This is a genomic window from Nonomuraea glycinis (assembly GCF_035920485.1).
GTDB lineage: Bacteria > Actinomycetota > Actinomycetes > Streptosporangiales > Streptosporangiaceae > Nonomuraea > Nonomuraea glycinis.
This window is the reverse complement of record NZ_CP109166.1, coordinates 1-26,632: the sequence shown is the minus strand read 5'-3', so window position 1 is coordinate 26,632 and position 26,632 is coordinate 1. Positions and strand designations below refer to the sequence as shown.

Here is a 26,632-nt window from a genome sequence, read left to right as displayed (position 1 = left end):
CTGACGGGGAGTGGCCTTCTGAGTGTCTAACTGAGTGACTACGGCTCCGCGCGGCCCTCGAAGATGCGGTCCATGGCCACGGCACCGGCCTGCAGGACGGGGCGGATCTGCTTGCGGTAGACGGCCTCGGTCACGGCCGTGCTGCTGTGGCCGACGAGCCGGGAGATCTCCTCAAGCGGGATGCCGTTGTCCGAGAGCAGCGAGACGAAGCTGTGGCGCAGTTCGCGTGGCGTCCACTCGACGGGGTTCAGGCCCTCGGCATCTCTGATGACGACGCGGAAGGCACGCCGGACGTTCGAGGCGTCCAACTCTGTACCGGCTGACGAGGCGAACACCAGTCCTCCGATGGCCCAGGAGTCTCCCTGCTCGCGGCGCTGGTCCTCCCGATGCAGCCGGAGCACCTCCACACAGCGCCGGGGCAGGGCGAGCGTGCGCCGGGACTTCTGTGTCTTCGTGTCCCCGCCCGCACGGATCGACCGCCACACCGCCACATGCGGAGGCACGGGCGGGACGGCCTTCGGATCTCCTTCCAGATCCACGTGATCCCACGTCAGAGCCCTGAGCTCCTCTGTACGCGCACCAGTGAGCAGGGACACCACCACATAGGCGTACAGCCGTGTTCCGTCCGCAGCCTTGAGTACGGCGTCCGCCTGGGCGAACGTCAGCGCCTTCGACGGGCGACCCACCTTCCCTGCAGGCACTGAACACAGCTCCACCACGTTCCGCTTGACCTTGTCACGAGCCATCGCCCGCTTGAGGGCACGATTCAGGCAGGACCGAATGATCTGCAAGGTACGGGTGCTGAGCGTCTTCGCCTTGTCCGCCAGCCACCTGTCCACGTCCTCGGCGCTGAGGTCGCGGAGCTTGCGCTTGCCCAGGGCGGGGATGACGTGCTTCCGGCACAGGATCGTGTAGGACTCCACCGTTCGCGGATCGCGACCGTTCAGGCCGTAGGCCAGCCAGTCGTTTACGGCCCGTTCGACGGTGTAGTCCCCAGGAGCGATGGCGAGTCCATCCTCGTAGTCCCGGACGATCTCTTTGAGCTTGTCCTTGGCGGCGGTCTTGGTCTTGCCGCTGGCCTTCTTGACGATGCGCTTCCCGGCAGGCGTGTAGCCCACCGTGAGCGAGGCGATCCAGCGTTGCCGGTCCTCGTCCCAGTGGAGGCCGCCGTCACCGCGACTTCGGCGCTTGGTCATGACGCCTCCTGCTGCAAGAGGGCGATGTAATCGGCCAGGGCGCTGGCGGGGATCAGGCGGCAGCGGCCCTGCTTGACCGAGCGGAGACGGCCTGAGCGGAGCTGCTCGTAGATGACAGTGCGGCTCATCCGGAGTCTCTGCATGGCGTCTGGGACGCGGTAGAGCTGGATGTCGTCAGCCATGGCGGACCTCCGGCGCGACGGAGGCGGCCAAGGCGGATTCGCCGGGGGTGAAGCCCTGTCCGGCGTACTTCCAGTGGGCGAGTACGAGGGTGCTGGTCGGGTCGTACGGCAGGCGTTGCAGCTCTTGGGCCTCGCGGTACTCCAGGCGGACGCGCCGTAGGGCGGTCAGGGTGGTGGAGTAGGCGCGGCTCTTGGTGGAGAAGTGGCCTCGGAAGCCGAGCATGTGGGCCCATTGGCGTAGGCGGAGCGGGGCCAGGTTCGGGTGAGCCTCGGGGTTGCCAAGGTCCCAGGCGGTGCGGATCAGGCGGGCGGCGTGGTCGGTGACGCCGTGGGTGTGCAGGCGGGTGAGGTCGTGGTGGGTGACGCGGCGATCCAGGGTGCCGGAGGTCTCGGCGGCTTTGGTGGCGTACTTGGCGATGTAGCCCGCGACGGCTGCTTCGGACAGGGCGTTGTCGTCGGGGCCGGCGGATTGGATCGGGCGGATGTCGATAGTGCCCCAGGTGAGCGGGTGGCCGGTTTCTGGGGCGGGCAGGCGTACGGCCTTCGCGGCGGATTGGATGGCGGCGGTGAGCAGGTCGAGGGTGGCCCAGGCGGGTGGTGTGGTGAGGGTGTCGTCGTGGCGGCCGTCGAGGCGGATGACGGCGTGGAAGTGGACGACGCCTCTTGCCTGGTATTCGGCGACCTTGGCGAAGGACAGGCGGGTGATGCGGGCGAACTCCTTGCGGGTCAGGCCGGTGGCGGCGGCCAGGTGCTGACGGAGGTAGATGGTGAAGCGGTGCCATAGGGCGGCGGCGTGGGCGTTCCACAGGACGTGGGCGGTGTAGTCGTAGGTGTCGGGGTCGAGCGGTTGGCCGATGGTCGGGTCTCCTTTCTGGTGGCGGGTGAAGCAGGCTGAGCCGGTGCGGCGTGGGTGGCAGAGGTTGATGGTGCCGTTCTTGTCGGGGCCTCGGTGGACGGGGCCGAAGGACGGGGCGGTCAGGGTGGCGAGCACTTTCGGATGGGTGCGGACGATGTCGGGGACTGCCTTGGTTCCGCCGAGCAGGCCCGCGCGGATGAGGTGGAAGGTGTCTTGGCGGTAGGTCTCGGCGCAGGCCGGGCAGCGGGAGGCGCGGCGGTTGCCGCAGCGGATCAGTAGTTGGCCGTGTGGTTCGTCGCGGGTGGTGTAGGTGTGCAGGAGTTCGCCGGTGGTGCCGTGCAGGGTGGTGGACTCGCCGGTGAGGCGGATCGGGTCGGTGCAGCCGCGGAGCCGGTCGACCTGGCGTAGCCAGCGGGTCACGTCGTGGTTGGAGCGGCGGGCCAGGTCCCGGATGACGGGGCCGATGAGGTCGCCGAGTTGGGCGGGTGTTTCGGTCACTGAGCCTCCTCTCCGCTGCCTTCGCAGCACGGGCAGTTGATGGTGATCAGGTGGTGGGTGCGGGTTGAGCGGACGTGGACGGAGCCGTATCCGTCACATTCCGGGCAGGGCCGGTGGCGCATACTGGAGGTCCTTCGTTCAGTGCGGAGGGTGACGCCCCACGGGGACGGCGGGCTGCCAGGCTTGAGCCGTCCCGTGGTGGCGTCGTCGCGGTTAGTTCTGGTTGTCGATGCCGGTGCCGGAGCAGTCACGGCAGGTGTCGTCGTCGTACAGGCCGGTGCCGTTGCAGGTGACACAGACGTAGGACCAGATCATTCGGGTTCACCTCCTTGCGGTGTGCAGGGGCAGAGCTGGTCTGGAGTGGTGGTGTCGCAGTCGGCGGGGTCGCCGTCGAAGTCGCAGCCGTAGCGCGCGCAGCAGGTGCAGAACGGGCACGGTAAGCGGGTCACGGGTTGGCGCCGCAGCAGTCCAGGCACAGGGCCCAGGTGTCGATGCGGGTGGTGTTCTTGCCACGCCCGACGATCTCGAAGGTCTCCACCTGGCCGTGGCCTTGGCAGGTCGGGCAGACGGGCTTCTTGGCGCGGCTGCGGGGGGCGCGTTTGGTCGTCATCGGGTGCCTTCTCCCTGGCAGGTGGGGCAGGTCTCGATGGTCTCGATGACGAGGGTCTGGCCGGTGGGGTGCGGATGGCTGCGGTAGGCGGTGATGGTGCCGGAGCCGAGGCAGCGGGCGCAGTAGGACTGGTTCATGCCGGATCTCCTTGATTGGCGGTGAGCCACGCGACGCGGTTGCCGCTGGCGTGAGCGATGGCGGCCAGGACGCGGCCGAGGTTGGCGGTGTCCAGGCCGGTGATGGCGGGGCCGAGTTCGACCGGCAGGCCGTCGGCCAGCGAGAGGGCGATGCGCAGGATGGCGGCCTCGGAGCCGGAGCAGGGCATGCAGCCGCGGTTGAGGGCGATGTGCGCGGCCTGCCAGTCGATGACCGCGTAGGGGACGCGGGTGTAGGTGGCGGTGACGTAGTCGATGGCGTAGCGGCGGAACTCCCTGTGGGTCAGCCAGACGCCGTGGCGGATGAGCAGCTCGACGGCGGCTTCCAGGGCGTAGGAGCCTCGGGCCCAGGCGCGGGCGGCTTCGGTCAGCTCGTTCGGGGTGGGGTTGGTCATGTGACGGGTTCCTTTCTGATCTGGGTGAGCAGGTCTGTGGCCAGGTCGGCGGAGACGTGCATGCGGGTGGCGAGGTGTTCGCCGGTGATGGGGCGGTGGTGGGTGGCTTGGTGGTCGTCGGCCAGGCGGCGGGCGTAGGTCAGAAGTGCCGGCGACGGCCCGTGTTCGGCCGGATGTGGCGCGGCGTCCAGCGCGGGGACGTCGGGGGTGACCGCCTCCGCGCTGGTGTGGTCCTCGGTCGCTGGCTCTTCATGGGGCATGGGTGAGCGGTGGGCGGCGCGGCGTTCGAGCATGGAGACCGCGACGAGGAAGGCCACGGCGGGGGTGGCGGCGGTGATCCAGCCCCACACGCTCGGGTGTGCGGTGGCCAGGTTGGCGGCCAGGGTGAGCACGATGCCGCCGGTCAGCACGAGCGCGGGCCACGAGATGAGGCGGCCTCGGCGGCCGGTGCGCTTGTCGCGCTGGAGTTCGCGGGCGGCCATCACGCACATCAGGTCGATGCACACGGCGACCGCCCAGGACTGCCAGCCGCGTTGCCCGTGCCGGGCGGCCAGGTCGCTGATGTGGGTGAACGAGCCGACAGCGGCGATCACCGCCAGGACCACGACGGGGCCGGTGTCGAGCAACCGGGCGCGGATACGGCTCATGGCAGGCACCTCCCTTCGGTTTCGGGCATGGGCGGGGTAGGGACTCGGCGCGATGAGGCTCACGCCGGGGCCGTGGCGGACGGGTTACGTGGGTTCGCCTTGGCGGGCGAGGGCTTCCAGCTCGGCGTCCGTGACGGTCACGGTGTCGGTGCCGGTAAGCAGGTCGGCCCAGGCGGGCGTGAGTTCGGCGTTGGCGTGGGCGGCGGCCTCGGCGACTTCTTCGCTGACGTAGACCGAGCGGGCGCGGTACCAGCGGCCGTCATCGGCGACGACGACGGCGGTACCGGGCATGTTCGCGGCGATCTGCCGGGCCGCGTCCAGGGCGGCCGGGTCGGTGTCGCCGAGGGTCATGGTGGCGGTTTCGGGATCGTTGACGCGGTGGCAGACGCGTCCGGACAGTTGGGAGCGCAGGGCGGTGACACCGGGGCCGAGGTCGGAGCCGACCCTTTGGCCGCAGACGAACAGGTAGAGGCCGAACGCGCGGCCGAGCTGGGCCAGCCGCAGGAGCGCGGTGGCGGTGGAGGCGATCTCGTCTTTCTCGCCTTTGTGGGCCATCAGGAACAGCTCGGCCACCTCGTCGACCAGGACCACGACCGGGGTCGGGCGCAGGTCCTCGGGCAGTTTCCAGATGTTGCGGGCCTTGTTCGCCCGGCACAGGGCCATCCGGGTTTTGACCAGGCAGATCAGGTCGTTGAGCAGGCCGACGCATTCGGCCCGTTCGGTGGCGATGGCCGACAGGCGCGGCCCGTAGGCGGTCAGCTCGACTCCGCCCTTGAGGTCGAAGCCGACCAGGGCCACCGGCTGCGCGGACAGGCCCGTGATCAGGGCGTTGAGCAGGGTGGACTTACCCGATTGGGTGGCGCCGGTGTTGAGCCAGTGCGGCACGGTACGGAAGTCGACCACCCAGGGCGCGCCGGTCTCCAGCAGCCCGACCCGCACCCGCAGCAGCCCTTCGGACAGGACCGGGCTGCGGACCTCGGACAGTGGATCGCCTCGGGTGGCCAGCAGCGTGACGCGGCCGGGCCGGGAGGAGATGAGCCGGACGGAGTGCACGCGCCAGGCGTGCGCGAGGTTGGACAGCCGGGCGCTGTAGTCGTCCGGGGTCTGGCCGTCCATGAGCTTGACGTTGAGCCGGAAGCCGAGACGGCACGGGCGGACGATGCCTAGCCGGGGCGGCTTGTCGACCTGCACGCGGCGGATCTTCCGCTTGCCCGCCAGGGAGAGGGTGGCCTGCCCGATGACCGGCAGGCCGTCGAGGGTGTAGCGCCAGCGGCGCCGCTTGCGGGTGAGCGCGCACCCGAGGGCGACGTTGCCCCAGGTGAAGTAGACGTGCAATGTCTTGAGCGGGTAGCCCACGACGAGCCAGAACGAGGCGGGATGCAGCCTGCGCCACACCAGCAGGACCGTGCAGACCGAGGCCACCGTGATGGCCAGCGGGATCAGCCAGTCGGACATATTTGGAACGTTCCTTTCGAATCTTCGAAAAGGGACGGGCCCCGGGAGCGGGCGGTGAGCTGCCAGGCGATGCGCCCGCTCCAGGGGTGTAGCTGCGGCTAGGCCGTCTTTGGTGTGGCCGCCGTGATGGCCTCGGCGCGAAAGCCGAGACCGGAGCGGCCGTTCATCGACCAGAAAAACGCCGCCAGGCCGACGGGGCGGACTTGCACGCCCTCGGGGATCTGCGGGAACGTCACGCTCGGGAACGTCACCACGATCACCGGGTTGCGCCGGTCGTCGTTCGGCTTGGGCAACAGCGGGATCGTGTAGAGCTCCCGCCCTTCGGCGTCCCGCTTCACCTCGCCAGTGGCGCGGTCCACGATCTTGGGCTCGGGCTCGCCCGCGACCGTGAACGCCAGGTTGGTGATGTCGACGGGGATGTTGCGCATGGTGAACTCCTCTGAAGGTTGCCTAACTTGGCTAGGCATCTCTGCTGACGAGTTCATGTTGCCCAGCATGGCTAGCCATGTCAAGCATGTGTGAGTAACTGGACTAGGCAACCTAGAAGAACTAGGCTGATTTGCGTGATGAGTCTCGATCCTGACGACCCCCGCCCGCCGTACCAGCAGGTCGCCAACGCCTTGCGCGCCGCGATCCTGACCAAGAAGTTCGAGCCGGGGGAGAAGCTCCCCTCAGGCCACGACCTGGCGAAGAAGTACGGCGTGGCGCGCATGACCATCCAGCAGGCGATCCGCCTGCTCCGCGACGAGGGCCTGGTCGTCTCCCGGCAAGGCAGCGGCGTGTTCGTACGCGAGCGCACCGAACGGCCCGTCGAGCTCCGCCCGCACATCGAACGGGCCTTTGAGGAGCCGAACGTCTCCATCGACTTCGCCGGCTTCTCCGGCGAAACGCTCAACGGGATGCTTCAAGAGCCGCTCGACAAGATCCGGCTAGGACGGCTCACGCCCGAGTCCATCAGCATCCGTATCCTGGTCCCCGACATGGAACACCCCATGTCCCTGCCCTGCCGCGCCGACGACTTGAGCGACGATCCGGTGATCCGCACCCGCGCCCTGCGCATCCAGCAGCGCAGCACCCAGGCCATCGCCGACGCCGTACACGAACTGGCCGACCTCGGACTCGTCAAGACCGCCACCGTCCACGTACGCGCCCACCAGACCGCGCCCGCGTTCAAGTTCTACGTGATCAACCGCGAGCGGGTGTTCTTCGGCTTCTATCCGGTGGTCAAGCACACTGTGCGCATCAAGGGCGAGCCGCACGAGCTGTACGACGTGATGGGCAAGGACGCGCTGCTCTTCCACTACGAGATCACCGAAGACCCCGCGTCGATGGCCTCGCAGTACGTCACCGAGGTGCGGCGCTGGTTCGACAGCATGTGGACCACCATCAGCCGCGAGGTCGACCTATGACCACTGCGGCTGACCTCCTACGTCAGGCCGATGCCGTGCTGCTCGACTTTGATGGCCCTGTGTGCAGCATCTTCGCGGGGCTGCCCGCGTCGGTGGTCGCTTCCCGGCTCAAGGAGCTGCTCGTCAGGGAGGGGGTACGAGTGCCGCAGGACGTCGAGGCGCTGGACGACCCGCTCAAGGTTCTGCGCCGTACCGCCGACATCGCGCCCGAGCTGGTCGACAAGGTCGAGACCGCGCTCATGGCCAACGAGGTCGAGGCCGCGACCTGCGCCGCGATCACACCAGGCGTTCGGGAGTTTCTCGAAGCATGCTCAGAGGCCGGCAAACCGGTCGCCATCGTGAGCAACAACTCCGAGCCCGCCATCGAGACGTTTCTTGCCCTGGCGGACCTGGGGGAGTGGGTCACCGCGGTTTCCGGGCGCCCCATCGGAGAGCCTGAACAGATGAAACCGCATCCGCAAGCGACGCTGCGGGCGTGCAAGGCGTTGGGGGTCCGGCCCGAGCAGGCCGTACTGATCGGAGACTCCGACTTCGACATGCAAGCCGCGAGCAACGCAGGAACCCGCAGCATCGCCTACGCCACTGAGCAGGGAAGGGCCGAGAGCCTCACGCAGGCTGGAGCAGAAGCGGTGACCCGCAGCATGGCCGAGCTTGCGGAGCAGCGGTAACGACGCCCAACCGACAGGCAGATAGGGCGGTCCATGATTCATACCTTCCCTACGTCATCAAGCCGCCGCCCGATGGGCGGCGGGCGGCCGGGCGGTCCGGGCGGGCGTGCGGCCTCTCCGGGCCGGTCCCGCCCGGCCACCCCGCCGCACAACGGGACGCAGTAGAACGACGCGCAGAAGATGTATCGAGCACCGTCGAAGCGGCGGAGCGTCAGCCGGACCGAGCCGAGACGCCAAGGTCAAAGGCATGCCTCCGGCGGGAGCACTCCGGCACCGAGGTGATCGCCACACGGGACTTGACGTTGATGGGTGGCTGGGGGCTGATCACCTCGCACGCCATCGACTCAGGCAAGCCCAGCAGACCGGCTCCTCCGTATCAAGCTCGGCTCTGACCGTTGGCATCGAATGATCGAGGAACGGCGACCGGCGAACGTACACGCGAAGCCGAGCTTGACACTCCGTCCCCGGCCCGCTGCCGCTACGCGGTGAGTCGACGGCGTACGAGGTGATCAGAGGGGTGCGTGCTGCTGCTCATTGCAGCGATTGATGGGAGGACTGGCTGGCCAGAGTCATGGTGCTCAGGGTCGAAGCGTTTTCGGAGGCGATGGCGTTTTCCACCCGCTCTACAAGCGTTTTGAACGCTGACTCGTCGTCGAGGCCCTCAAAGACACCCGTCCGGGTCTTGTAGCGGAACAGTTCGTGGCCGAGTGCTTGCTCAGTGGACCGATAGTTCTTCCACTGCTCCCTGTAGTGGTAAACGCTCTCAAGCGACACCAAGATCACGACCATAAGACTGATCAGCGTGGTGGCGATCTCAACGTAGGGAAGGTCGATATTCACGAGCACAGGGACGACTGCTGCTCCAACCACGGCCAAGGTTCTGAGACGGAGGTGGAGTGCCTTGGTCTTAATCGCCTTGCCGTCGTACCAGCTTCTGTACTGCTCTAGGCGCTGCTCAATGTATTCGGTAGGGGCAAGCGTCGTGCCTGCCTGAGGCAGTCCTGCTGAGGAGGAGGCTAGGTCTTCTGCCATGCTCGAAGCTCCTGCATGCTCAAAGATCGGAATGGCACGCACTGCACGCGGAGCCCCAGCCGGGGACCGGTGCAGGTGATTTTATTGGTCGGCGGTGTCGCCATGCCACCGGTGAGTGACCAACTGAGTGACGATCGAGGCGGACGAGCGCGGACGTTCACGGATCTAGCCTGACTGTTCCCGCAGGTCGGAACGCGATCTGAGCCTGATCTGGATCATGATAAAGTGGCTTTGGGAGCAAGAAGTCGCAGGTTCCAATCCTGTCGCCCCGACTTGCCTGACCAGCACAGAGGCCACTCACCGAATTCGGGAGTGGCCTTCTGCGTGACCACGGCTCCGCGCGGCCCTCGAAGGCGCGGTTCAGGGTGAAGCTGACCCTCTCCATGCCGGTGGGAGCGCGATGGACGGGCTCCAAGATCGTCCTTTACACTGGCCGGTGGCGTCTCACCTTGAACAAGTGCACAGCGTGAGGGGCTCCGTGCCATCTGCGGCGGGGTGATGTCCCCCCGCTGCGTCCTGAGCAGTGGGCCGCCCATGGTGAGTTCGCCCGGCGGTCCGCCGGGCGAAGGAAGGTGTGCCGATTGTCCAGCGACGTCCCCCCAGAGCCGACATATCCAGATTCGCCGTTCGCGAGTCCCACGACGAGCGCATCGACTCCGCCGGCCGCCACGCTCAGCCCGTGCCCGCACACCCCGACGTGCCCGTCCTCCGTGTGCCTCCCACCGGGTCTACGCGACGGCGGCCCCCCGGCCACCGCCGACCGGGGGGCCATCATCCCCTCTTCGGCGGCCGGCGACGGTGTCGAGTTCCGTACCGATACGATCGCCTCGTTCGCTGAGGTGATGGATCAGGCGGCCAACGTGGTCGACCAGCTCAAGGCGGCCACCCCCAGATTCGACGGAGGGAATCTCGCACCCGTCGTCGGCATCCCGATGATCGGGCTGGTGTTCGTCGGCAGGCTCAACGACGTCGCCGACACCTGGGCGGACTGCGCGGAGATCCTGCGCGGCGTGCTGGAGAAGGACGGCGGGAAGCTCTTCAAGGTCGCCGAGAACTATCGTGCCGCCAACGAGCGGACCGTGACCGCCATCGAGAAGACAGACCCCTGGAAGACAGCCTCATGACGCCTCCCCAGCCCCCCAAGCTGAACTTTCCCAGCAGGATGCCCACGCCCGGCCCGGGCCGGCTCAACGTGTACGACCCCAACGGCAAGCTCATGCGGACCGTCAGCTTCGGGCATCGTACCGACCCCGGATTCTTCAAAAATGTGGTGGCCCAGGTACGCACCCACAACAAGCCGATCCGGCTCGGGCTGGCCATGTCCGGCTTCGGCGCGGCGGGAGGGGCGCTGGTGGTGGCCTCCGTCCTGAACCTCGGCAACCCCTTCCTCTTCTACGACCGCCGGGAACGGTGGATGGAGCTGCACGGCCACCTCAAGGGCAGTGCCTGGGACGTGTGGATCACCTACTTCAGCGTGATCTCGGGCAACTGGAAGGGCCACGCGGTCGAAACGCTCCAGCAGTACCTCCGGTTCAAGCTGATCGGCATGTTCGACCAACTCGGCAGCATCGCCAAGGACATGACCGGCACCATGAACAGCCAGTACAAGGAGGTGCTGGAGTACGATCTGTCGGCCGCCGCGATGTGGGCCACAGCCGCGCCGGTCTTCAAGGCGCTCACCAAGATGAGCGCCCACCCGGTCGGCCGGGTCGCCCTGATGACGCAGGCCGGCGTTTTCCTCACCGCCGCCGGCACCATGCTCAAGCAGTTCGCGGACGTCTACAACAAGTACGAGAGCGAGCTCAAGGATCTCGCGCTCAAGCTCGACGAAGTGCAGGGCATCTTCTACAAGATGGGCAATCCCGACATGGGCGCCCGCGATCTGCACGTACACCCGGACGTCGAGAAGATCGACCACTGGCAGCCCGCCTCCGCGGAGGGGGCCAGATGACGCACAGTGACGCCTTCAACGAAGGCAAGGAAGGTGACGTCCCCGGGCTGATCCGCGAGATCGAGGGCTGGGTCGACGCGTTCGCCGGCGCGCTGCGCGGCCTGGAGGAGCAGCGGATGACCGGTGCCGACGACACGGGCCGGGTGGCGGCCACGGTCTCGGGCTCCGGACGGCTGCTGCGGGTGGCGATCGACCCCAGAGCGATGCGCGACCTGGACCATGTCGCCCTCGGCCAGGCCGTCCTCCAGGCCGTCGGCGCCGCCCGCGGCGCGATGGGCGAAGGGCTGACCGAGACGATGGACACCCTGACCGGCGGCCGGCCCGAGCCCGACCTGGACGTACTGGAGAAGTACTTCGACGCGGTCCTGCGCGAGGAGTGAGCATGGACGAGATGCGGGAGCTGAGGATGCTCGCCGAACGACTCGCGGGGGCGTCCGCCAGGATCGACCCGATCGTCGAGGAGTGGAGCGCGCGCACCTTCACCGGCTCGGCCGCCGGCGGTGGTGTCGTCGCGACGGTGGACCCGGCGGGGACACTCCTGGCGCTCGACATCAGCGAGCTGGGCAAGCGCAGGCACGACGGTGTGACGCTCGGGGACGCGGTGGTCGAGGCCGTGCACGCGGCTGAGCGGGTGGCCGAGCGGGCCAAGGCCGCGATGATGCGGGAGCTGGAGGCCGCGGCGGGGCCGCACCTCGGCGGCCTGCTCGGCGACGCCCAGCGCAGCTTCGAGGCCCGCGCGAACCGCGAACCGGAGTGACCTCCGGGAGCCTGCCCGGCGGCGAGGCAGGGCTGGGCGTTCACGATCCGCGTAGGTGAGGCTGATCGGGGCTGAACATTTCACGATCCGTCTCGGTGAGGCTGATCAGCGGGGCCGCCGGATGATCCCTGGACGCGGCCGATCAGGTGGCCGTCCGCGCGCGGTGGCCGCGAAGAAAGAAGGATGTAACTGTGATGCGAATCTCTTCGATGGCCGCCGGGGCGGCGGCGGTGTCGCTGCTGGCCGCGTTCGTCGTCTCGTCGACGACCCTGGTGGCGATCTTCTGCCTGTTCAGCCTGCTGTGCCTGGCCGCCTGGTTTGTGCTGGAACGCCGCGGAGACTGACCGGATGGTTTACGGTTCGGTCCGAAAAAGCGCCCACACGGCCTTGCCGCCGTGCGCCAGCGGGTCCCAACCCCAGCACTGACTGTAGGTTTCGACGATGTAAAGGCCGCGCCCATTCTCGGAGACGAAGTCCGGCTCCTTGGGGCGGGGCACGTCGTCACTGGGGTCGGCCACGGCCAGCAGCACGTGCGGCACCACCCGCATCAGCAGCAGGGTGATCTCACGCCGGCCGCGGGCGTACATCGCGTATCTGACGGCGTTCGTCACGAGCTCCGACACCACGAGCGCCGCGTCGTCGCCGAGCTCCGGCAGGCCCCAGCCCCGGAGGGTGGAACGCGTCACATCCCTAGCGGTCTTGACCGAATCGGCCTGGAAGGGCAGGGGGCACGAAGTGGTGTACGGCTTGCCCGAGGTGAGCAGGTGATCGAAGCCCACCTCGCGGGTGATCTGCAGGCAGTCGGCAGTAACCAAAGGGTCCTCCACCATCCCGCCCGTACCTCCCAGATGCCGTCTCAGTTCGTGCATGTTTCGCCCAAAATGCACTAGCCCATCATGGGACACCATCACGTGTCGCTGCAAGACCCAAATGCACGTGCATGTGCAATGTGCAATCGCATGAGCGGTAACTGGTTACGTATCCGAATCGGACACCAGGTTGAGACCTTGTCATACCCAGCGATGTGGTGTCACTGTGTGTGCGGACCTTGATAGGAGGCAACGTGACGCAGAACCAGCCGGGCTCCGGGCCGACGGCGTTGCGCATCCTCCTTGGCTCCCAGCTTCGACGGCTGCGGGAAAGCAGGGGAGTCACGCGCGAGGAGGCGGGCCACCTCATCAGAGGCTCCGAATCCAAGATCAGCCGCATGGAGCTCGGTCGGGTCGGATTCAAGGAGCGCGACGTGGCCGACCTGCTCACGCTCTACGGAGTCGTCGACGACCAAGCCCGGGCCGCGGTGCTCGATCTGGTCGTCACGGCCAACGAGCCCGGCTGGTGGCATCGCTTCAACGACATCCTGCCCACCTGGTTCCAGGCGTACGTCGGCCTCGAGGAGGCGGCGGCCCGGATCAGGACGTACGAGGTGCAGTTCGTGCCGGGGTTGCTGCAGACCAAGGAGTACGCGCGCGCCGTCGTGACGGCGGGATCGGCCGGGCTCGGCGCCGAGGAGATCTCCCGGCGGGTCGACCTGCGCCTGGAGCGCCAGCGGGTGTTCGACAAACCCGACGGCCCGGTCTTCTGGGCGGTCATCGACGAGGCGGCGCTGCGCCGCCCCATCGGCGGCGCCGAGGTGATGCGCGCCCAGCTCGAACACCTCGCCGAGTTGATGCGCCAGCCGAACATCACGATCCAGATCATGCCGTTCAGCTTCGGCGGACACAGTGCCGAGGGCGGCGCGTTCAGCATCCTGCGCTTCCCCGATCACGACCTGCCCGACGTGATCTACGTGGAGCAGCTCGCCAGCGCCCTCTACCTGGACAAGCGCGAGGACGTGGACCGATACACCGAGGTGATGGAGCGGCTGTGCGCCGTCAGCACCACCCCGGATGAGACCATTGAGCTGCTGCACGACATCGCGGAAGAGTTCTGAGAGCTGCCCAGCCTGCCCTAGACTGACAGACGGCGCTTGGATCCCGCCGTGGCGGAGCATGCCCAGCGCAGATCACGTGGGCGCGGCGCCCGAGCCGTAACCGAATGGACGTGCCCGCGATCACTCGAAGCTTGATCAAGGAGACCACCCCGTGAAGACCGCTGTCGAGGAGCTCAGCCCGACCCGGGTCAAGCTCACTGTCGAGGTGCCGTTCGACGAGCTGCGCCCGAGCATGGATGCGGCATACAAGAAGGTCGCGCAGCAGGTGCGCGTCCCCGGGTTCCGTCCTGGCAAGGTCCCGGCCCGCATCATCGAGCAGCGCTTCGGCCGGGCGGTGGTGCTGGAGGAGACCCTCAACGACGCGGTGCCCAAGCTTTATGGGCAGGCCGTCGACGAGGTGGACGTGTTCCCGGTCAGCCAGCCTGACATCGAGGTCACGAAGATCGAGGACGGCGAGCAGATCGAGTTCACCGCCGAGGTCGACATCCGGCCCAACTTCGACGTTCCCGACTACCAGGGCATCGAAGTCAGCGTCGAGTCCGCAGAGGTCTCCGACGCCGACATCGACACCCAGCTCGACGCGCTGCGCCAGCGGTTCGCCACGCTGACCGGCGTCGAGCGCCCGGCCGCGACCGGCGACTTCGTCGTGATGGACCTGCGGGCCGAGATCGACGGCAAGAACATCGAGGAGCAGCAGGCCAGCGAGGTCTCCTACGAGGTCGGCGCCGGCTCCGTGCTGCAGGGCCTCGACGACGCGCTTGAGGGCATGTCCGCGAGCGAGGAGAAGAGCTTCAGGACCGAGCTCGTCGGCGGCGAGAACGCCGGCGAGGAGGCTGACGTGATCATCAACGTCAAGTCGGTCAAGGAGAAGGTCCTGCCCGAGCTCGACGACGAGTTCGCCCAGCTCGCCAGCGAGTTCGACACGCTGGAGGAGCTCAAGGACAGCATCCGCGAGGGTGCCCGCCGCAACAAGCTCATCGAGCAGGTCGTAGAGGCCCGCGAGAAGGCGCTGGACACGCTGCTGGACCAGATCGAGATCCCGATCCCGGACAGCGCGCTCAAGGCCGAGCTCGACGCCCGCACGCACAACCTCGAGCACCAGATCGCCGAGAGCGGCCTGAGCCGCGAGGCGTTCTTCCGTCTGAACCAGACGACGGAGGAGGAGCGCCTGAGCGAGTTCGAGACCAGCTCCGCCAAGGCGATCAAGGTCGGCTTCGTGCTCGACAAGATCGTCAAGTCGGAGGAGCTGGGCGTCTCCGAGCAGGAGCTCACCAACTTCGTCGTCCGCCGCGCCATGGACATGGGCGTCCAGCCCAACCAGCTGGCCCAGCACCTGGCCGACAACGACCAGCTCACGCTGGCCATGGTCGAGATCGTCCGCGACAAGGCCAAGTCCGTGATCGGCGACGCTGCCAAGATCGTCGACAGCGAGGGCAACGAGGTCGACCTCAAGGCCATCTACACCGAGATCAGCGGTGAAGAGGTCGTCGAGGGGGACGCCGAGGAGTCCGCTGAGGAGCCCGCAGAGCAGAAGAACGACGCGTGACCTCCGCCTGAGCACCGAGCCCCCAGTCGCTCTGGCCTGGGGGCTTCGTGCTTACCTGGAGGGAGCGTCCGCCGACCCGAACCTGCGCCGTCAGCGAACAGCCCGTAGACCGGGCATGAGCTGTGGGCGGCGCGCGTTAGGGTCACAAGCAAAGCCAATCGATTACGACGCATCGGAAGGTGAAGCTGTGACCAGCCCGCCGACCTCCTTTCAGCCTGAGTCGCGCGGCCGTGAGAACGGCACGTCGTTCCGGCTTGAGGACCAGCTTTACCAGCGCCTGCTGCGCGAGCGCATCATCGTGCTCGGCCAGGAGGTCAATGACGAGATCGCCAACCGGATCTGTGCCGAGCTGCTGCTGCTGGCCGCGGACGATCCGGAGCGAGACATCACTCTCTACATCAATTCGCCTGGCGGCTCCGTGACTGCCGGCATGGCGATTTACGACATGATGGAGTATGTGCCCAACGACGTCTCCACAGTCGTGATGGGCTTGGCGGCCTCGATGGGGCAGTTCCTGCTGTCGGCAGGTGCGCGTGGCAAGCGCTTCGGCCTTCCGCACGCCCGCGTCATGATGCACCAGCCCTCGGGCGGCATCGGTGGCACCGCGGCGGACATCGCCATCCAGGCCGAGCAGATGCTCTACGTGAAGAAGACGCTGGCCGAGCGGATCGCGGTCCACACCGGTCAGCCGCTGGAGCAGATCGAGGCAGACTCCGACCGCGACCGCTGGTTCACGGCCGATGAGGCCAAGGACTACGGCTTCATCGACCACGTCGTGCGAAGCGCGCGGCAGGTGCCCTCGCAGGGCCCCGTCTCTTAGGGGAGCTAAAGTGAACATTCAAAGCCGCTACGTTCTCCCCTCCTTCGTCGAGCGCACGTCCTACGGCGTGAAGGAGATGAACCCGTACAACAAGCTCTTCGAGGATCGCATCATCTTCCTCGGAGTGCAGATCGACGACGCGTCGGCCAACGACGTCATGGCCCAGTTGCTGACGCTCGAATCGCTCGACCCCGACCGTGACATCAGCATCTACATCAACTCGCCCGGTGGTTCCTTCACCGCCATGACGGCGATCTACGACACGATGCAGTTCGTCAGGCCGGAGATCCAGACCGTCTGCCTCGGCCAGGCGGCCTCCGCCGCGGCCGTGCTGCTGGCCGGCGGCACCCCGGGCAAGCGCTTCGCGCTTCCCAACGCCAGGGTGCTGATCCACCAGCCGTCCACCGAGGGCGGCGGCCAGGGAAGTGACATCGAGATCCAGGCCCGAGAGATCCTTCGCATGCGAAACCTCCTTGAGGACATCGTGGCGCGGCACTCCGGGAAGTCCTCCGCCGAAGTCCGCAAGGACATCGAACGCGACAAAATTCTCAACGCGGACGAGGCAAAGGCGTATGGTCTGATCGACGACATCATCCCGTCCAGGAAGAAGCGAGCTCAGGCCGTCGCTTCCTAGACGAGACGTCAGGCACCGGAGCGCTGCCCAATAGGGCACGTTCCGGTGCGACTCGCCGCTAGGGGGCTCACTGTGGGCCCAGAAGACGGTAACGTCGAAACCTGAGCGGTTCGGACCGGGTCCGGAGGATACGGATCGCGGGAGCAGGACGGTCCCACGCAAAGGAGTATCTGGGGTGGCACGCATCGGCGACGGGGGAGACCTGCTGAAGTGCTCTTTCTGCGGGAAGAGTCAGAAGCAAGTCAAAAAGCTCATTGCCGGTCCAGGCGTCTACATCTGCGATGAGTGCATAGATCTCTGCAACGAGATCATCGAGGAGGAGCTCTCCGAGTCCTCCGAGCTCAAGTGGGACAACCTGCCCAAGCCGAGGGAGATCTACGAGTTCCTCGACGCCTACGTCATCGGTCAGGACTCGGCGAAGAAGGCTCTCTCGGTGGCGGTCTACAACCACTACAAGCGGGTGCAGTCCGGTGACCGGGGCAGAGACGACGGCCTAGAGCTGGCCAAGAGCAACATCCTGCTGCTCGGCCCCACGGGCTCGGGCAAGACACTGCTGGCCCAGACACTGGCGAAGATGCTCAATGTGCCCTTCGCCATCGCTGACGCCACCGCACTCACCGAGGCGGGCTACGTCGGCGAGGATGTCGAGAACATTCTGCTCAAGCTCATCCAGGCCGCTGACTACGACGTCAAGAAGGCCGAGACCGGCATCATCTACATCGACGAGGTGGACAAGATCGCTCGCAAGAGCGAAAACCCGTCCATCACGCGCGACGTCTCCGGTGAGGGTGTGCAGCAGGCGCTGCTGAAGATACTCGAGGGCACCACGGCCTCGGTTCCTCCGCAGGGCGGCCGCAAGCATCCGCACCAGGAGTTCATCCAGATCGACACCACCAACGTGCTGTTCATCTGCGGTGGCGCCTTCGCGGGCCTCGAAAAGATCATCGAGTCGCGCATCGGCAAGAAGGGCATCGGCTTCAACGCCATCATCCGCTCGAAGGAAGAGGTCGACACGGCCGACATCTTCGGCGACGTGATGCCCGAGGACCTGCTCAAGTTCGGCATGATCCCCGAGTTCGTGGGCCGCCTGCCGGTCATCACCTCGGTGCACAACCTCGACCGCGAGGCGCTCATCCAGATCCTCACCGAGCCCCGCAACGCCCTGGTGAAGCAGTATCACAAGCTGCTGGAGCTCGACGGCGTGGAGCTGGAGTTCACCGACGGCGCCCTTGAGGCCATCGCCGATCAGGCCATCCTGCGGGGCACCGGCGCGCGCGGGCTGCGCGCCATCCTGGAGGAAGTGCTCCAGTCGGTCATGTACGAAGTACCGTCCCGGCAGGATGTGGCCCGAGTGGTCATCACCCGCGAGTCGGTGATCGAGCATGCCATCCCGACTCTCGTACCTCGTGACCAACTCGCCGCCAAGCAGCAGCGCACACCACGAGAGAAGTCGGCCTAAGCCTTACCGACCAGCGCGAGCGCCCCGTGGATGCCCTCCATGGGGCGTTTCCCTTTCCCGTCTCCCTAGAATTGGTCACTGTGACAACGCCAGAGCTGCCGACCCAGTACACCCCGGCCGACGTCGAGACCCGTAGCTACGAGCGATGGGTGTCCGAAGGCTACTTCCGCGCCGATCCCGGCAGCTCGCGCGTGCCGTACAGCATCGTCCTCCCCCCGCCGAACGTCACCGGTGTCCTGCACATCGGGCACGCGCTCGACCACTCCGTCCAGGACGCGCTCACCCGCCGGGCCCGCATGCTGGGGCACGAGACGTTGTGGCTGCCCGGCATGGACCACGCCGGCATCGCCACCCAGAACGTCGTCGAGCGCGAGCTGGCCAAGTCCGGCAAATCCCGACACGACCTGGGCCGCGAGGCGTTCATCGAGCGGGTCTGGGAGTGGAAGGAGGAGTCCGGCGGCAAGATCCTCGGGCAGATGCGCAAGCTCGGCGACGGCGTCGACTGGGAGCGCGAGCGCTTCACCATGGACGAGGGGCTCTCCCGAGCCGTCCAGACGATGTTCAAGAAGCTCTTCGACGAAGGGCTGATCTACCGCGCCGAGCGCATCATCAACTGGTGCCCGCGCTGCCTGACCGCCCTGTCGGACATCGAGGTGGAGCACAGCGAGGACGAGGGCGAGCTGGTCTCGATCCGCTACTCCGACGACATCGTCGTGGCCACCACGCGGGCCGAGACCATGCTCGGCGACACCGCCGTGGCCGTCCACCCCTCCGACGAGCGCTACGCGCACCTGGTCGGCACGCTCGTCGAGGTCCCGCTCACCGGGCGCATGATCCCCGTGGTGGCCGACGAGCACGTCGATCCCGCCTTCGGCACCGGCGCGGTCAAGGTGACGCCCGCGCACGACCCCAACGACTTCGAGATCGGCCGCCGGCACTCGCTGCCGTCGCTGACCGTCATGGACGAGCGCGGCATCGTCACCGCCCACGGCCCCTTCCAAGGGCTCGACCGGTTCGAGGCGCGCCCCGCCGTGGTCGCCGCCCTGCGGGCCGAGGGCCGCATCGTCGAGGAGAAGCGCCCGTACGCCCACTCGGTCGGCCACTGCTCACGGTGCAAGACCGTCGTGGAGCCGAGGCTGTCGCTGCAGTGGTTCGTCAACGTCGCGCCGCTGGCCAAGGAGGCCGGCGACGCGGTGCGTGACGGCCGCACCCGCATCCACCCGCCGGAGCTGGCCAAGCGCTACTTCGACTGGGTCGACGACATGCACGACTGGTGCATCTCCCGGCAGCTGTGGTGGGGCCACCGCATCCCGGTCTGGTACGGCCCGGCCGGCGAGGTCGTCTGCGTGGGACCGGACGAGACACCCCCCGAGGGCTACGTCCAGGACCAGGATGTGCTCGACACCTGGTTCTCCTCCGGGCTCTGGCCGTTCTCCACACTCGGCTGGCCCGAGGCGACGCCGGAGCTGGCCCGCTTCTACCCGACCTCCGTGCTGGTGACGGGCTACGACATCCTGTTCTTCTGGGTGGCGCGGATGATGATGTTCGGGCTGTACGCGATGGACGGCGAGCCGCCGTTCCGCGTCGTGGCCCTGCACGGCATGGTGCGTGATCAGTACGGCAAGAAGATGTCGAAGTCGTTCGGCAACGTGGTCGACCCGCTCGACTGGATCGAGCGCTTCGGCGCCGACGCCACCCGCTTCACCCTGCTGCGTGGCGCCAACCCCGGCGCGGACGTGGCGGTCAGCGAGGAGTGGGCGGCCGGCTCACGTAACTTCTGCAACAAGATCTGGAACGCCACCCGCTTCGCGCTGATGAACGGCGCGGCCGTCGGATCGCTCGACGGACTGGAGCTGACGGCGGCCGACAGGTGGATCCTGTCCAGGCTGCAGACGGTGACCAAGGCGGCCGACGCGGCCTTCGAGGACTTCGAGTTCGCCAAGGCCTCCGACCTGCTCTACCACTTCGCCTGGGACGAGGTCTGCGACTGGTATCTGGAGCTGGCCAAGATCCAGCTCGGTGACGGCATCGAGCACACCCAGCTGGTGCTGGGGCATGTGCTCGACGCGCTGCTGCGGCTCATGCATCCGCTCGTGCCCTTCGTCACCGAGGAGCTGTGGCGGGCCGTCACCGGCCGCGAGTCCATCGTCGTGGCCGCCTGGCCGGAGGCCGATCCGCGTTACACCGATCCTGATGCGGAGGCGGAGATCGTCGCCCTCCAGGAGCTGGTGACGGAGGTTCGCAGGTTCAGATCCGATCAAGGGCTCAAGCCTGGCCAGAAGGTCGCCGCACGGCTGTCGCTGGCCGGTACGACCCTGGCGGGCCAGGAGGGGGCGATCCGCTCCCTGCTGCGGCTCACCGAGCCGTCAGAGGCGTTCTCGGCCACTGCCAGGTTCGCGGTGGGCGGTGTCGGGGTCGAGATCGACACGGCCGGCACCATCGATGTGGCGGCCGAGCGCAAGCGACTGGAGAAGGATCTGGCGGTCGCGCGTAAGGAGGCGGCTCAGGCGGTGGCCAAGCTCGGCAACGAGCAGTTCATGGCCAAGGCGCCCGAGGACGTGGTGGCCAAGGTCAGGGGGCGGGCTGACCAGGCCGCGGCCGACATCGAGCGGCTCGAAGGCCAGCTCGCCGCGCTGGGTTTGAGCTAGCCACAGACCGGGAAGGTCCATTCGTTACCGGGGAATGGACTTTCCCCGTCTCCCGGGCTGCTACAGTTTTCAACGCGGGGCCGATCAGCCCCGACACTCCTTCAGATGGATCCCGATCTTCGGGCCGCCTGTCCGCACGATTGGACAAGGGCTGAAAGTTCGGGTAAGTTGTGAGGGTTGCCTCGAAAGGGGCGTCCGAAAGATCCCGAATCGGGCGGTTTGACAAGAATCGTCCGGATCTGATAGTCTTCGGAAGACGAAATGAGCGCCTCCGCCGCTCGGCCCTGATCAAGGGTTTGCGCGGGGATGTACGCGTCCGTTTCTTGAGAACTCAACAGTGTGTTAAAAGCCAGTGCATGATGCACAACCCCGTCATTTATGACGGATTCCTTTGGTTGACATTTTTGCGAATGTTGGCCGGGTGAAACCATTCCAAGCATTTTTTGGAGAGTTTGATCCTGGCTCAGGACGAACGCTGGCGGCGTGCTTAACACATGCAAGTCGAGCGGAAAGGCCCTTCGGGGTACTCGAGCGGCGAACGGGTGAGTAACACGTGAGTAACCTGCCCCTGACTCTGGGATAAGCCCGGGAAACTGGGTCTAATACCGGATACGACCGCCCCAGGCATCTGGTGGTGGTGGAAAGTTTTTTCGGTTGGGGATGGACTCGCGGCCTATCAGCTTGTTGGTGGGGTAATGGCCTACCAAGGCGACGACGGGTAGCCGGCCTGAGAGGGCGACCGGCCACACTGGGACTGAGACACGGCCCAGACTCCTACGGGAGGCAGCAGTGGGGAATATTGCGCAATGGGCGAAAGCCTGACGCAGCGACGCCGCGTGGGGGATGACGGCCTTCGGGTTGTAAACCTCTTTCAGCAGGGACGAAGTTGACGTGTACCTGCAGAAGAAGCGCCGGCTAACTACGTGCCAGCAGCCGCGGTAATACGTAGGGCGCAAGCGTTGTCCGGAATTATTGGGCGTAAAGAGCTCGTAGGTGGCTGGTCGCGTCTGCCGTGAAAGCCCGCAGCTTAACTGCGGGTCTGCGGTGGATACGGGCCGGCTAGAGGTAGGTAGGGGCAAGTGGAATTCCTGGTGTAGCGGTGAAATGCGCAGATATCAGGAGGAACACCGGTGGCGAAGGCGGCTTGCTGGGCCTTACCTGACGCTGAGGAGCGAAAGCGTGGGGAGCGAACAGGATTAGATACCCTGGTAGTCCACGCTGTAAACGTTGGGCGCTAGGTGTGGGGGTCTTCCACGATCTCCGTGCCGGAGCTAACGCATTAAGCGCCCCGCCTGGGGAGTACGGCCGCAAGGCTAAAACTCAAAGGAATTGACGGGGGCCCGCACAAGCGGCGGAGCATGTTGCTTAATTCGACGCAACGCGAAGAACCTTACCAAGGTTTGACATCACCCGGAAACGTGCAGAGATGTGCGCCTCTTCGGACTGGGTGACAGGTGGTGCATGGCTGTCGTCAGCTCGTGTCGTGAGATGTTGGGTTAAGTCCCGCAACGAGCGCAACCCTTGTTCCATGTTGCCAGCAACCTCTTCGGAGGGTTGGGGACTCATGGGAGACTGCCGGGGTCAACTCGGAGGAAGGTGGGGATGACGTCAAGTCATCATGCCCCTTATGTCTTGGGCTGCAAACATGCTACAATGGCCGGTACAGAGGGCTGCTAAGCCGTAAGGTGGAGCGAATCCCTAAAAGCCGGTCTCAGTTCGGATTGGGGTCTGCAACTCGACCCCATGAAGTCGGAGTCGCTAGTAATCGCAGATCAGCAACGCTGCGGTGAATACGTTCCCGGCCTTGTACACACCGCCCGTCACGTCACGAAAGTCGGCAACACCCGAAGCCCGTGGCCCAACCAGCTTGCTGGGGGGAGCGGTCGAAGGTGGGGCTGGCGATTGGGACGAAGTCGTAACAAGGTAGCCGTACCGGAAGGTGCGGCTGGATCACCTCCTTTCTAAGGAGCATCGATCGGGGTCATACTCGATCTACGCCGGGGTCAGGGACGAATGTTTCCTGCTCGGCAGCTCATTAGTGGAGCACTGGCTACTCAATCGGTTCGGATTGCCGGATCGTTAGTACCGTCGCTGGTGACAGCGGAGGGGAACGCGGTTGCGGGGGTTCGGCTGGGTTGGACACACTGTTGGGTCCTGAGGGAACGGACCGGCGGGCCCGCTGAGGCGGGCTTGTTGTCTGTTACCACCTCATGCAGGGCCGACCTTCCGTCATACCGATTCAGCACATCGTGTGTTGGGTGTCTGGTGGTGGGTGGGGTTGGTTGCTGTTTGTTGTTTGAGATTTGCATAGTGGACGCGAGCATCTTTGTGGCCAAGTTTTTTAGGGCACACGGTGGATGCCTAGGCATCAGGAGCCGATGAAGGACGTGGGAGGCTGCGTTAAGCCTCGGGGAGTCGCCAACCAGACGTTGATCCGGGGATGTCCGAATGGGGAAACCTAGCACCAGTCATGTGGTGTTGCCTCCGCCTGAATGTATAGGGCGGTTGGTGGTAACGCGGGGAAGTGAAACATCTCAGTACCCGTAGGAAGAGAAAACAACAGTGATTCCGTGAGTAGTGGTGAGCGAAAGCGGATGAGGCTAAACCGGGCGTGTGTGATAGCCGGCAGGCGTTGCACGTCCGGGGTCGTGGGACCTTCTTGAAGGAGCTGCCGTTTCTTCGGACAGTAAAAAATCGTCACGGTAGTCGAAGCCTCTGGGAAGGGGCGCCGTAGACCGTGAGAGTCGGGTAGACGAAACCTTGTCGACTGTCGGAGGGGATCCCAAGTAGCACGGGGCCCGAGAAATCCTGTGTGAATCTGCCAGGACCACCTGGTAAGCCTAAATACTCCCTGATGACCGATAGTGCACGAGTACCGTGAGGGAAAGGTGAAAAGTGCCCCGGTGAGGGGTTGTGAAATAGTACCTGAAACCGTGTGCCTACAAGCCGTAGGAGCTTACGAGAATTTCGGTTCTCGTGTGATGTGACTGCGTGCCTTTTGAAGAATGAGCCTGCGAGTTATGGTGTGTGGCGAGGTTAACCCGTGTGGGGGAGCCGTAGCGAAAGCGAGTCTGAATAGGGCGTTTGAGTCGCATGCTGTAGACCCGAAGCGGAGTGATCTACGCATGGGCAGGTTGAAGCTCAGGTAAGACTGGGTGGAGGACCGAACCCACCAGGGTTGAAAACCTGGGGGATGACCTGTGTGTAGGGGTGAAAGGCCAATCAAACTCCGTGATAGCTGGTTCTCCCCGAAATGCATTTAGGTGCAGCGTCACGTGTTTCTTGCCGGAGGTAGAGCACTGGATGGCTAATGGGCCCGACAAGGTTACTGACGTCAGCCAAACTCCGAATGCCGGTAAGTGAGAGCGTGGCAGTGAGACTGCGGGCGATAAGGTTCGTAGTCGAGAGGGAAACAGCCCAGATCACCGACTAAGGCCCCTAAGCGTGTGCTAAGTGGGAAAGGATGTGGAGTCGCAGAGACAACCAGGAGGTTGGCTTAGAAGCAGCCACCCTTGAAAGAGTGCGTAATAGCTCACTGGTCAAGTGATTCCGCGCCGACAATGTAGCGGGGCTCAAGTACACCGCCGAAGTCGTGGCACTGACAGGGTTATTCCTGTTGGTGGGTAGGGGAGCGTCGTGCAGCCGGTGAAGCGGCAGAGTGATCTAGTCGTGGAGGCTGTGCGAGTGAGAATGCAGGCATGAGTAGCGAATCGAGGGTGAGAAACCCTCGCGCCGGATGACCAAGGGTTCCTGGGCCAGGCTAATCCGCCCAGGGTAAGTCGGGACCTAAGGCGAGGCCGACAGGCGTAGTCGATGGACAACGGGTTGATATTCCCGTACCCGCTTTAACGCGCCCATACTGAACCTCGTGATGCTAAGAGTCCTTAACTCGCCTAAAGCCTTCGGGCTTGGGGTCAGAGTGAACGCTCGGTCCGATCGGGTAGTAGGTAAGCGATGGGGTGACGCAGGAAGGTAGTCCAGCCCAGGCGATGGTAGTCCTGGGGTAAGCATGTAGGGAGTGGGGTAGGCAAATCCGCCCCGCATTAATCCTGAGATGTGATGCCGAGCCGATTGTGGTGAAGTGGATGATCCTATGCTGCCGAGAAAAGCCTCTAGCGAGTGTTGTGGCGGCCCGTACCCTAAACCGACTCAGGTGGTCAGGTAGAGAATACCAAGGCGATCGGGTGAACTGTGGTTAAGGAACTCGGCAAATTGCCCCCGTAACTTCGGGAGAAGGGGGACCTCTGCTGGTGATCGGACTTGCTCTGTGAGCTGGTGGTGGTCGCAGTGGCCAGGGGGAAGCGACTGTTTACTAAAAACACAGGTCCGTGCGAAGTCGTAAGACGATGTATACGGACTGACGCCTGCCCGGTGCCGGAACGTTAAGGGGACCGCTTAGCTGTGGTAACACAGCGAAGGTGAGAACTTAAGCGCCGGTAAACGGCGGTGGTAACTATAACCATCCTAAGGTAGCGAAATTCCTTGTCGGGTAAGTTCCGACCTGCACGAATGGCGTAACGACTTCCCCGCTGTCTCAACCACAGACCCGGCGAAATTGCACTACGAGTAAAGATGCTCGTTACGCGCAGCAGGACGGAAAGACCCCGGGACCTTCACTACAGCTTGACATTGGCGTTTGGAACGTCTTGTGTAGGATAGGTGGGAGACTGGGAAGCTGTCACGCTAGTGATGGTGGAGTCATTGGTGAAATACCACTCTGGTCGTTTTGAACGTCTAACTCTGGTCCGTGATCCGGATCGGGGACAGTGTCTGGTGGGTAGTTTAACTGGGGCGGTTGCCTCCTAAAGAGTAACGGAGGCGCCCAAAGGTTCCCTCAGCCTGGTTGGCAATCAGGTGTTGAGTGTAAGTGCACAAGGGAGCTTGACTGTGAGACTGACGGGTCGAGCAGGAGCGAAAGCTGGGACTAGTGATCCGGCATCGGCATGTGGAAGCGGTGTCGCTCAACGGCTAAAAGGTACCCCGGGGATAACAGGCTGATCTTCCCCAAGAGTCCATATCGACGGGATGGTTTGGCACCTCGATGTCGGCTCGTCGCATCCTGGGGCTGGAGTAGGTCCCAAGGGTTGGGCTGTTCGCCCATTAAAGCGGTACGCGAGCTGGGTTTAGAACGTCGCGAGACAGTTCGGTCCCTATCCGCTGCGCGCGCAGGAGACTTGAAAGGAGCTGTCCCTAGTACGAGAGGACCGGGACGGACGAACCTCTGGTGTGCCAGTTGTACCGCCAGGTGCACGGCTGGTTGGCTACGTTCGGAAGGGATAACCGCTGAAAGCATCTAAGCGGGAAGCTCGCCTTGAGATGAGGTCTCCCACCATGAGAGTGGGTAAGGCTCCCGGTAGACGACCGGGTTGATAGGCCGGAGGTGGAAGCACGGTAACGTGTGGAGCTGACCGGTACTAATAGGCCGAGGACTTGACCACAAAGCTTTTGCTTCTTGTGAGTGTGTGCTGCGTTCTGTACTCTTCGCCGGGTCCGGAACAGCGCCGCACTGTGAGAAGGCATCTTGCTCGCGTCCACTACGCAATTCTGAGACAACAAGCAGGTATCGGTTCATCCAGCGTGCTGGGTGTGGCTGGTGTTGTTTGTGTGTTTCGCAGGGTTACGGCGGTTATGGCGGGAAGGAAACACCCGGTTACATTCCGAACCCGGAAGTTAAGCTTCTCTGCGCCGATGGTACTGCACTCGGGAGGGTGTGGGAGAGTAGGTCACCGCCGGACAATCTTTCAGGTAGGGCCCCGACACGTGTCGGGGCCTTATCTGCATTTC

The 26,632-nt window shown here is 65.2% G+C and carries 24 protein-coding genes and 3 rRNA genes; 16 read left to right on the top strand and 11 right to left on the bottom strand.

Annotated elements, in window-relative coordinates; translation table 11 throughout:
- Positions 1-38: 38 nt before the first annotated feature.
- The 9 genes from OHA68_RS00135 to OHA68_RS00095 form a co-directional block, all read right to left on the bottom strand.
- The gene (locus OHA68_RS00135) at positions 39-1,196 is read right to left on the bottom strand and encodes a tyrosine-type recombinase/integrase (RefSeq protein WP_327105755.1); all 1,158 of its coding nucleotides are present in this window, start codon (positions 1,194-1,196) and stop codon (positions 39-41) included.
- Positions 1,193-1,378, bottom strand: coding sequence for a helix-turn-helix domain-containing protein (locus OHA68_RS00130; RefSeq protein WP_327105754.1), 186 nt, complete (start codon positions 1,376-1,378; stop codon positions 1,193-1,195). Before OHA68_RS00130 ends, OHA68_RS00135 begins: the two co-directional genes overlap by 4 nt.
- Complete coding sequence (locus OHA68_RS00125) at positions 1,371-2,732, bottom strand: replication initiator (protein ID WP_327105753.1); 1,362 nt, start codon at positions 2,730-2,732, stop codon at positions 1,371-1,373. The genes OHA68_RS00130 and OHA68_RS00125 overlap by 8 nt, the downstream gene beginning before the upstream one ends.
- 445 nt (positions 2,733-3,177) lie before the next feature.
- Positions 3,178-3,342: a hypothetical protein gene (locus tag OHA68_RS00120; protein ID WP_327105752.1), complete on the bottom strand. Its 165-nt coding sequence runs from the start codon at positions 3,340-3,342 to the stop codon at positions 3,178-3,180.
- Complete coding sequence (locus OHA68_RS00115) at positions 3,339-3,479, bottom strand: hypothetical protein (protein ID WP_327105751.1); 141 nt, start codon at positions 3,477-3,479, stop codon at positions 3,339-3,341. Before OHA68_RS00115 ends, OHA68_RS00120 begins: the two co-directional genes overlap by 4 nt.
- A complete protein-coding gene (locus tag OHA68_RS00110; RefSeq protein ID WP_327105750.1) occupies positions 3,476-3,892 on the bottom strand; it encodes a hypothetical protein in 417 nt (138 codons plus the stop codon). The genes OHA68_RS00115 and OHA68_RS00110 overlap by 4 nt, the downstream gene beginning before the upstream one ends.
- Positions 3,889-4,539, bottom strand: coding sequence for a DUF2637 domain-containing protein (locus OHA68_RS00105; protein WP_327105749.1), 651 nt, complete (start codon positions 4,537-4,539; stop codon positions 3,889-3,891). The genes OHA68_RS00110 and OHA68_RS00105 overlap by 4 nt, the downstream gene beginning before the upstream one ends.
- An 84-nt stretch (positions 4,540-4,623) precedes the next feature.
- The gene (locus tag OHA68_RS00100; RefSeq protein WP_327105748.1) at positions 4,624-5,994 is read right to left on the bottom strand and encodes an FtsK/SpoIIIE domain-containing protein; all 1,371 of its coding nucleotides are present in this window, start codon (positions 5,992-5,994) and stop codon (positions 4,624-4,626) included.
- A 98-nt stretch (positions 5,995-6,092) separates the two neighbouring features.
- Complete coding sequence (locus tag OHA68_RS00095) at positions 6,093-6,422, bottom strand: SCO3933 family regulatory protein (RefSeq protein ID WP_327105747.1); 330 nt, start codon at positions 6,420-6,422, stop codon at positions 6,093-6,095.
- Positions 6,423-6,560: 138 nt separating this feature from the next.
- On the opposite strand from OHA68_RS00095, the gene OHA68_RS00090 reads away from it, so the two are divergent.
- Both OHA68_RS00090 and OHA68_RS00085 read left to right on the top strand, forming a co-directional pair.
- Positions 6,561-7,403 carry a GntR family transcriptional regulator gene (locus tag OHA68_RS00090; RefSeq protein ID WP_327105746.1) on the top strand — a complete coding sequence of 281 codons (843 nt, stop codon included), beginning with the start codon at positions 6,561-6,563 and terminating at the stop codon, positions 7,401-7,403.
- Positions 7,400-8,071 (top strand): HAD family hydrolase, encoded by a 672-nt coding sequence (locus tag OHA68_RS00085; RefSeq protein WP_327105745.1) that lies wholly within the window; start codon positions 7,400-7,402, stop codon positions 8,069-8,071. The genes OHA68_RS00090 and OHA68_RS00085 overlap by 4 nt, the downstream gene beginning before the upstream one ends.
- A gap of 531 nt (positions 8,072-8,602) precedes the next feature.
- Here the strand turns inward: OHA68_RS00085 and OHA68_RS00080 are convergent.
- Positions 8,603-9,103, bottom strand: a complete 501-nt coding sequence (locus tag OHA68_RS00080) for a DUF4231 domain-containing protein (protein WP_327105744.1) — start codon at positions 9,101-9,103, stop codon at positions 8,603-8,605.
- Between the two features lie 710 nt (positions 9,104-9,813).
- Between OHA68_RS00080 and OHA68_RS00075 the strand changes: the two genes are divergently transcribed.
- The 5 genes from OHA68_RS00075 to OHA68_RS00055 all read left to right on the top strand — a co-directional run bounded on the left by OHA68_RS00075 (position 9,814) and on the right by OHA68_RS00055 (position 12,155).
- Positions 9,814-10,227 carry a hypothetical protein gene (locus tag OHA68_RS00075; RefSeq protein ID WP_327105743.1) on the top strand — a complete coding sequence of 138 codons (414 nt, stop codon included), beginning with the start codon at positions 9,814-9,816 and terminating at the stop codon, positions 10,225-10,227.
- Entirely contained in the window at positions 10,224-11,054 is an 831-nt protein-coding gene (locus OHA68_RS00070) for a hypothetical protein (RefSeq protein ID WP_327105742.1), read from the top strand. The genes OHA68_RS00075 and OHA68_RS00070 overlap by 4 nt, the downstream gene beginning before the upstream one ends.
- Positions 11,051-11,434 carry a YbaB/EbfC family nucleoid-associated protein gene (locus OHA68_RS00065; RefSeq protein ID WP_327105741.1) on the top strand — a complete coding sequence of 128 codons (384 nt, stop codon included), beginning with the start codon at positions 11,051-11,053 and terminating at the stop codon, positions 11,432-11,434. The genes OHA68_RS00070 and OHA68_RS00065 overlap by 4 nt, the downstream gene beginning before the upstream one ends.
- 2 nt (positions 11,435-11,436) lie before the next feature.
- Positions 11,437-11,811, top strand: a complete 375-nt coding sequence (locus OHA68_RS00060; RefSeq protein ID WP_327105740.1) for a YbaB/EbfC family nucleoid-associated protein — start codon at positions 11,437-11,439, stop codon at positions 11,809-11,811.
- Positions 11,812-12,005: 194 nt separating this feature from the next.
- Positions 12,006-12,155, top strand: a complete 150-nt coding sequence (locus tag OHA68_RS00055) for a hypothetical protein (protein WP_189137233.1) — start codon at positions 12,006-12,008, stop codon at positions 12,153-12,155.
- Positions 12,156-12,164: 9 nt separating this feature from the next.
- Here the strand turns inward: OHA68_RS00055 and OHA68_RS00050 are convergent, their stop codons facing one another.
- Positions 12,165-12,626, bottom strand: coding sequence for an ATP-binding protein (locus OHA68_RS00050; protein WP_225278024.1), 462 nt, complete (start codon positions 12,624-12,626; stop codon positions 12,165-12,167).
- 248 nt (positions 12,627-12,874) lie between these two features.
- Here OHA68_RS00050 and OHA68_RS00045 point away from each other — a divergent pair, with 248 nt between their 5' ends.
- The 9 genes from OHA68_RS00045 to rrf all read left to right on the top strand — a co-directional run bounded on the left by OHA68_RS00045 (position 12,875) and on the right by rrf (position 26,583).
- Complete coding sequence (locus OHA68_RS00045; protein ID WP_225278023.1) at positions 12,875-13,741, top strand: helix-turn-helix domain-containing protein; 867 nt, start codon at positions 12,875-12,877, stop codon at positions 13,739-13,741.
- Positions 13,742-13,892: 151 nt separating this feature from the next.
- Positions 13,893-15,287, top strand: a complete 1,395-nt coding sequence (tig, locus tag OHA68_RS00040; RefSeq protein WP_327105739.1) for a trigger factor — start codon at positions 13,893-13,895, stop codon at positions 15,285-15,287.
- A 187-nt stretch (positions 15,288-15,474) separates the two neighbouring features.
- A complete protein-coding gene (locus OHA68_RS00035; RefSeq protein ID WP_189137237.1) occupies positions 15,475-16,107 on the top strand; it encodes a ClpP family protease in 633 nt (210 codons plus the stop codon).
- Positions 16,108-16,117: 10 nt separating this feature from the next.
- Positions 16,118-16,741 carry an ATP-dependent Clp protease proteolytic subunit gene (locus OHA68_RS00030; RefSeq protein WP_189137238.1) on the top strand — a complete coding sequence of 208 codons (624 nt, stop codon included), beginning with the start codon at positions 16,118-16,120 and terminating at the stop codon, positions 16,739-16,741.
- Positions 16,742-16,916: 175 nt separating this feature from the next.
- Positions 16,917-18,200 carry an ATP-dependent Clp protease ATP-binding subunit ClpX gene (gene clpX, locus OHA68_RS00025; RefSeq protein ID WP_189137239.1) on the top strand — a complete coding sequence of 428 codons (1,284 nt, stop codon included), beginning with the start codon at positions 16,917-16,919 and terminating at the stop codon, positions 18,198-18,200.
- 80 nt (positions 18,201-18,280) lie between these two features.
- A complete protein-coding gene (locus tag OHA68_RS00020; RefSeq protein WP_327105738.1) occupies positions 18,281-20,848 on the top strand; it encodes a valine--tRNA ligase in 2,568 nt (855 codons plus the stop codon).
- A gap of 440 nt (positions 20,849-21,288) precedes the next feature.
- Positions 21,289-22,809, top strand: a 16S ribosomal RNA gene (locus tag OHA68_RS00015).
- Positions 22,810-23,178: 369 nt separating this feature from the next.
- Positions 23,179-26,286 (top strand): 23S ribosomal RNA (locus OHA68_RS00010).
- Between the two features lie 180 nt (positions 26,287-26,466).
- Positions 26,467-26,583 (top strand): 5S ribosomal RNA (gene rrf / locus OHA68_RS00005).
- Together the 16S, 23S and 5S rRNA genes form the textbook arrangement of a ribosomal RNA operon.
- Positions 26,584-26,632: the final 49 nt, after the last annotated feature.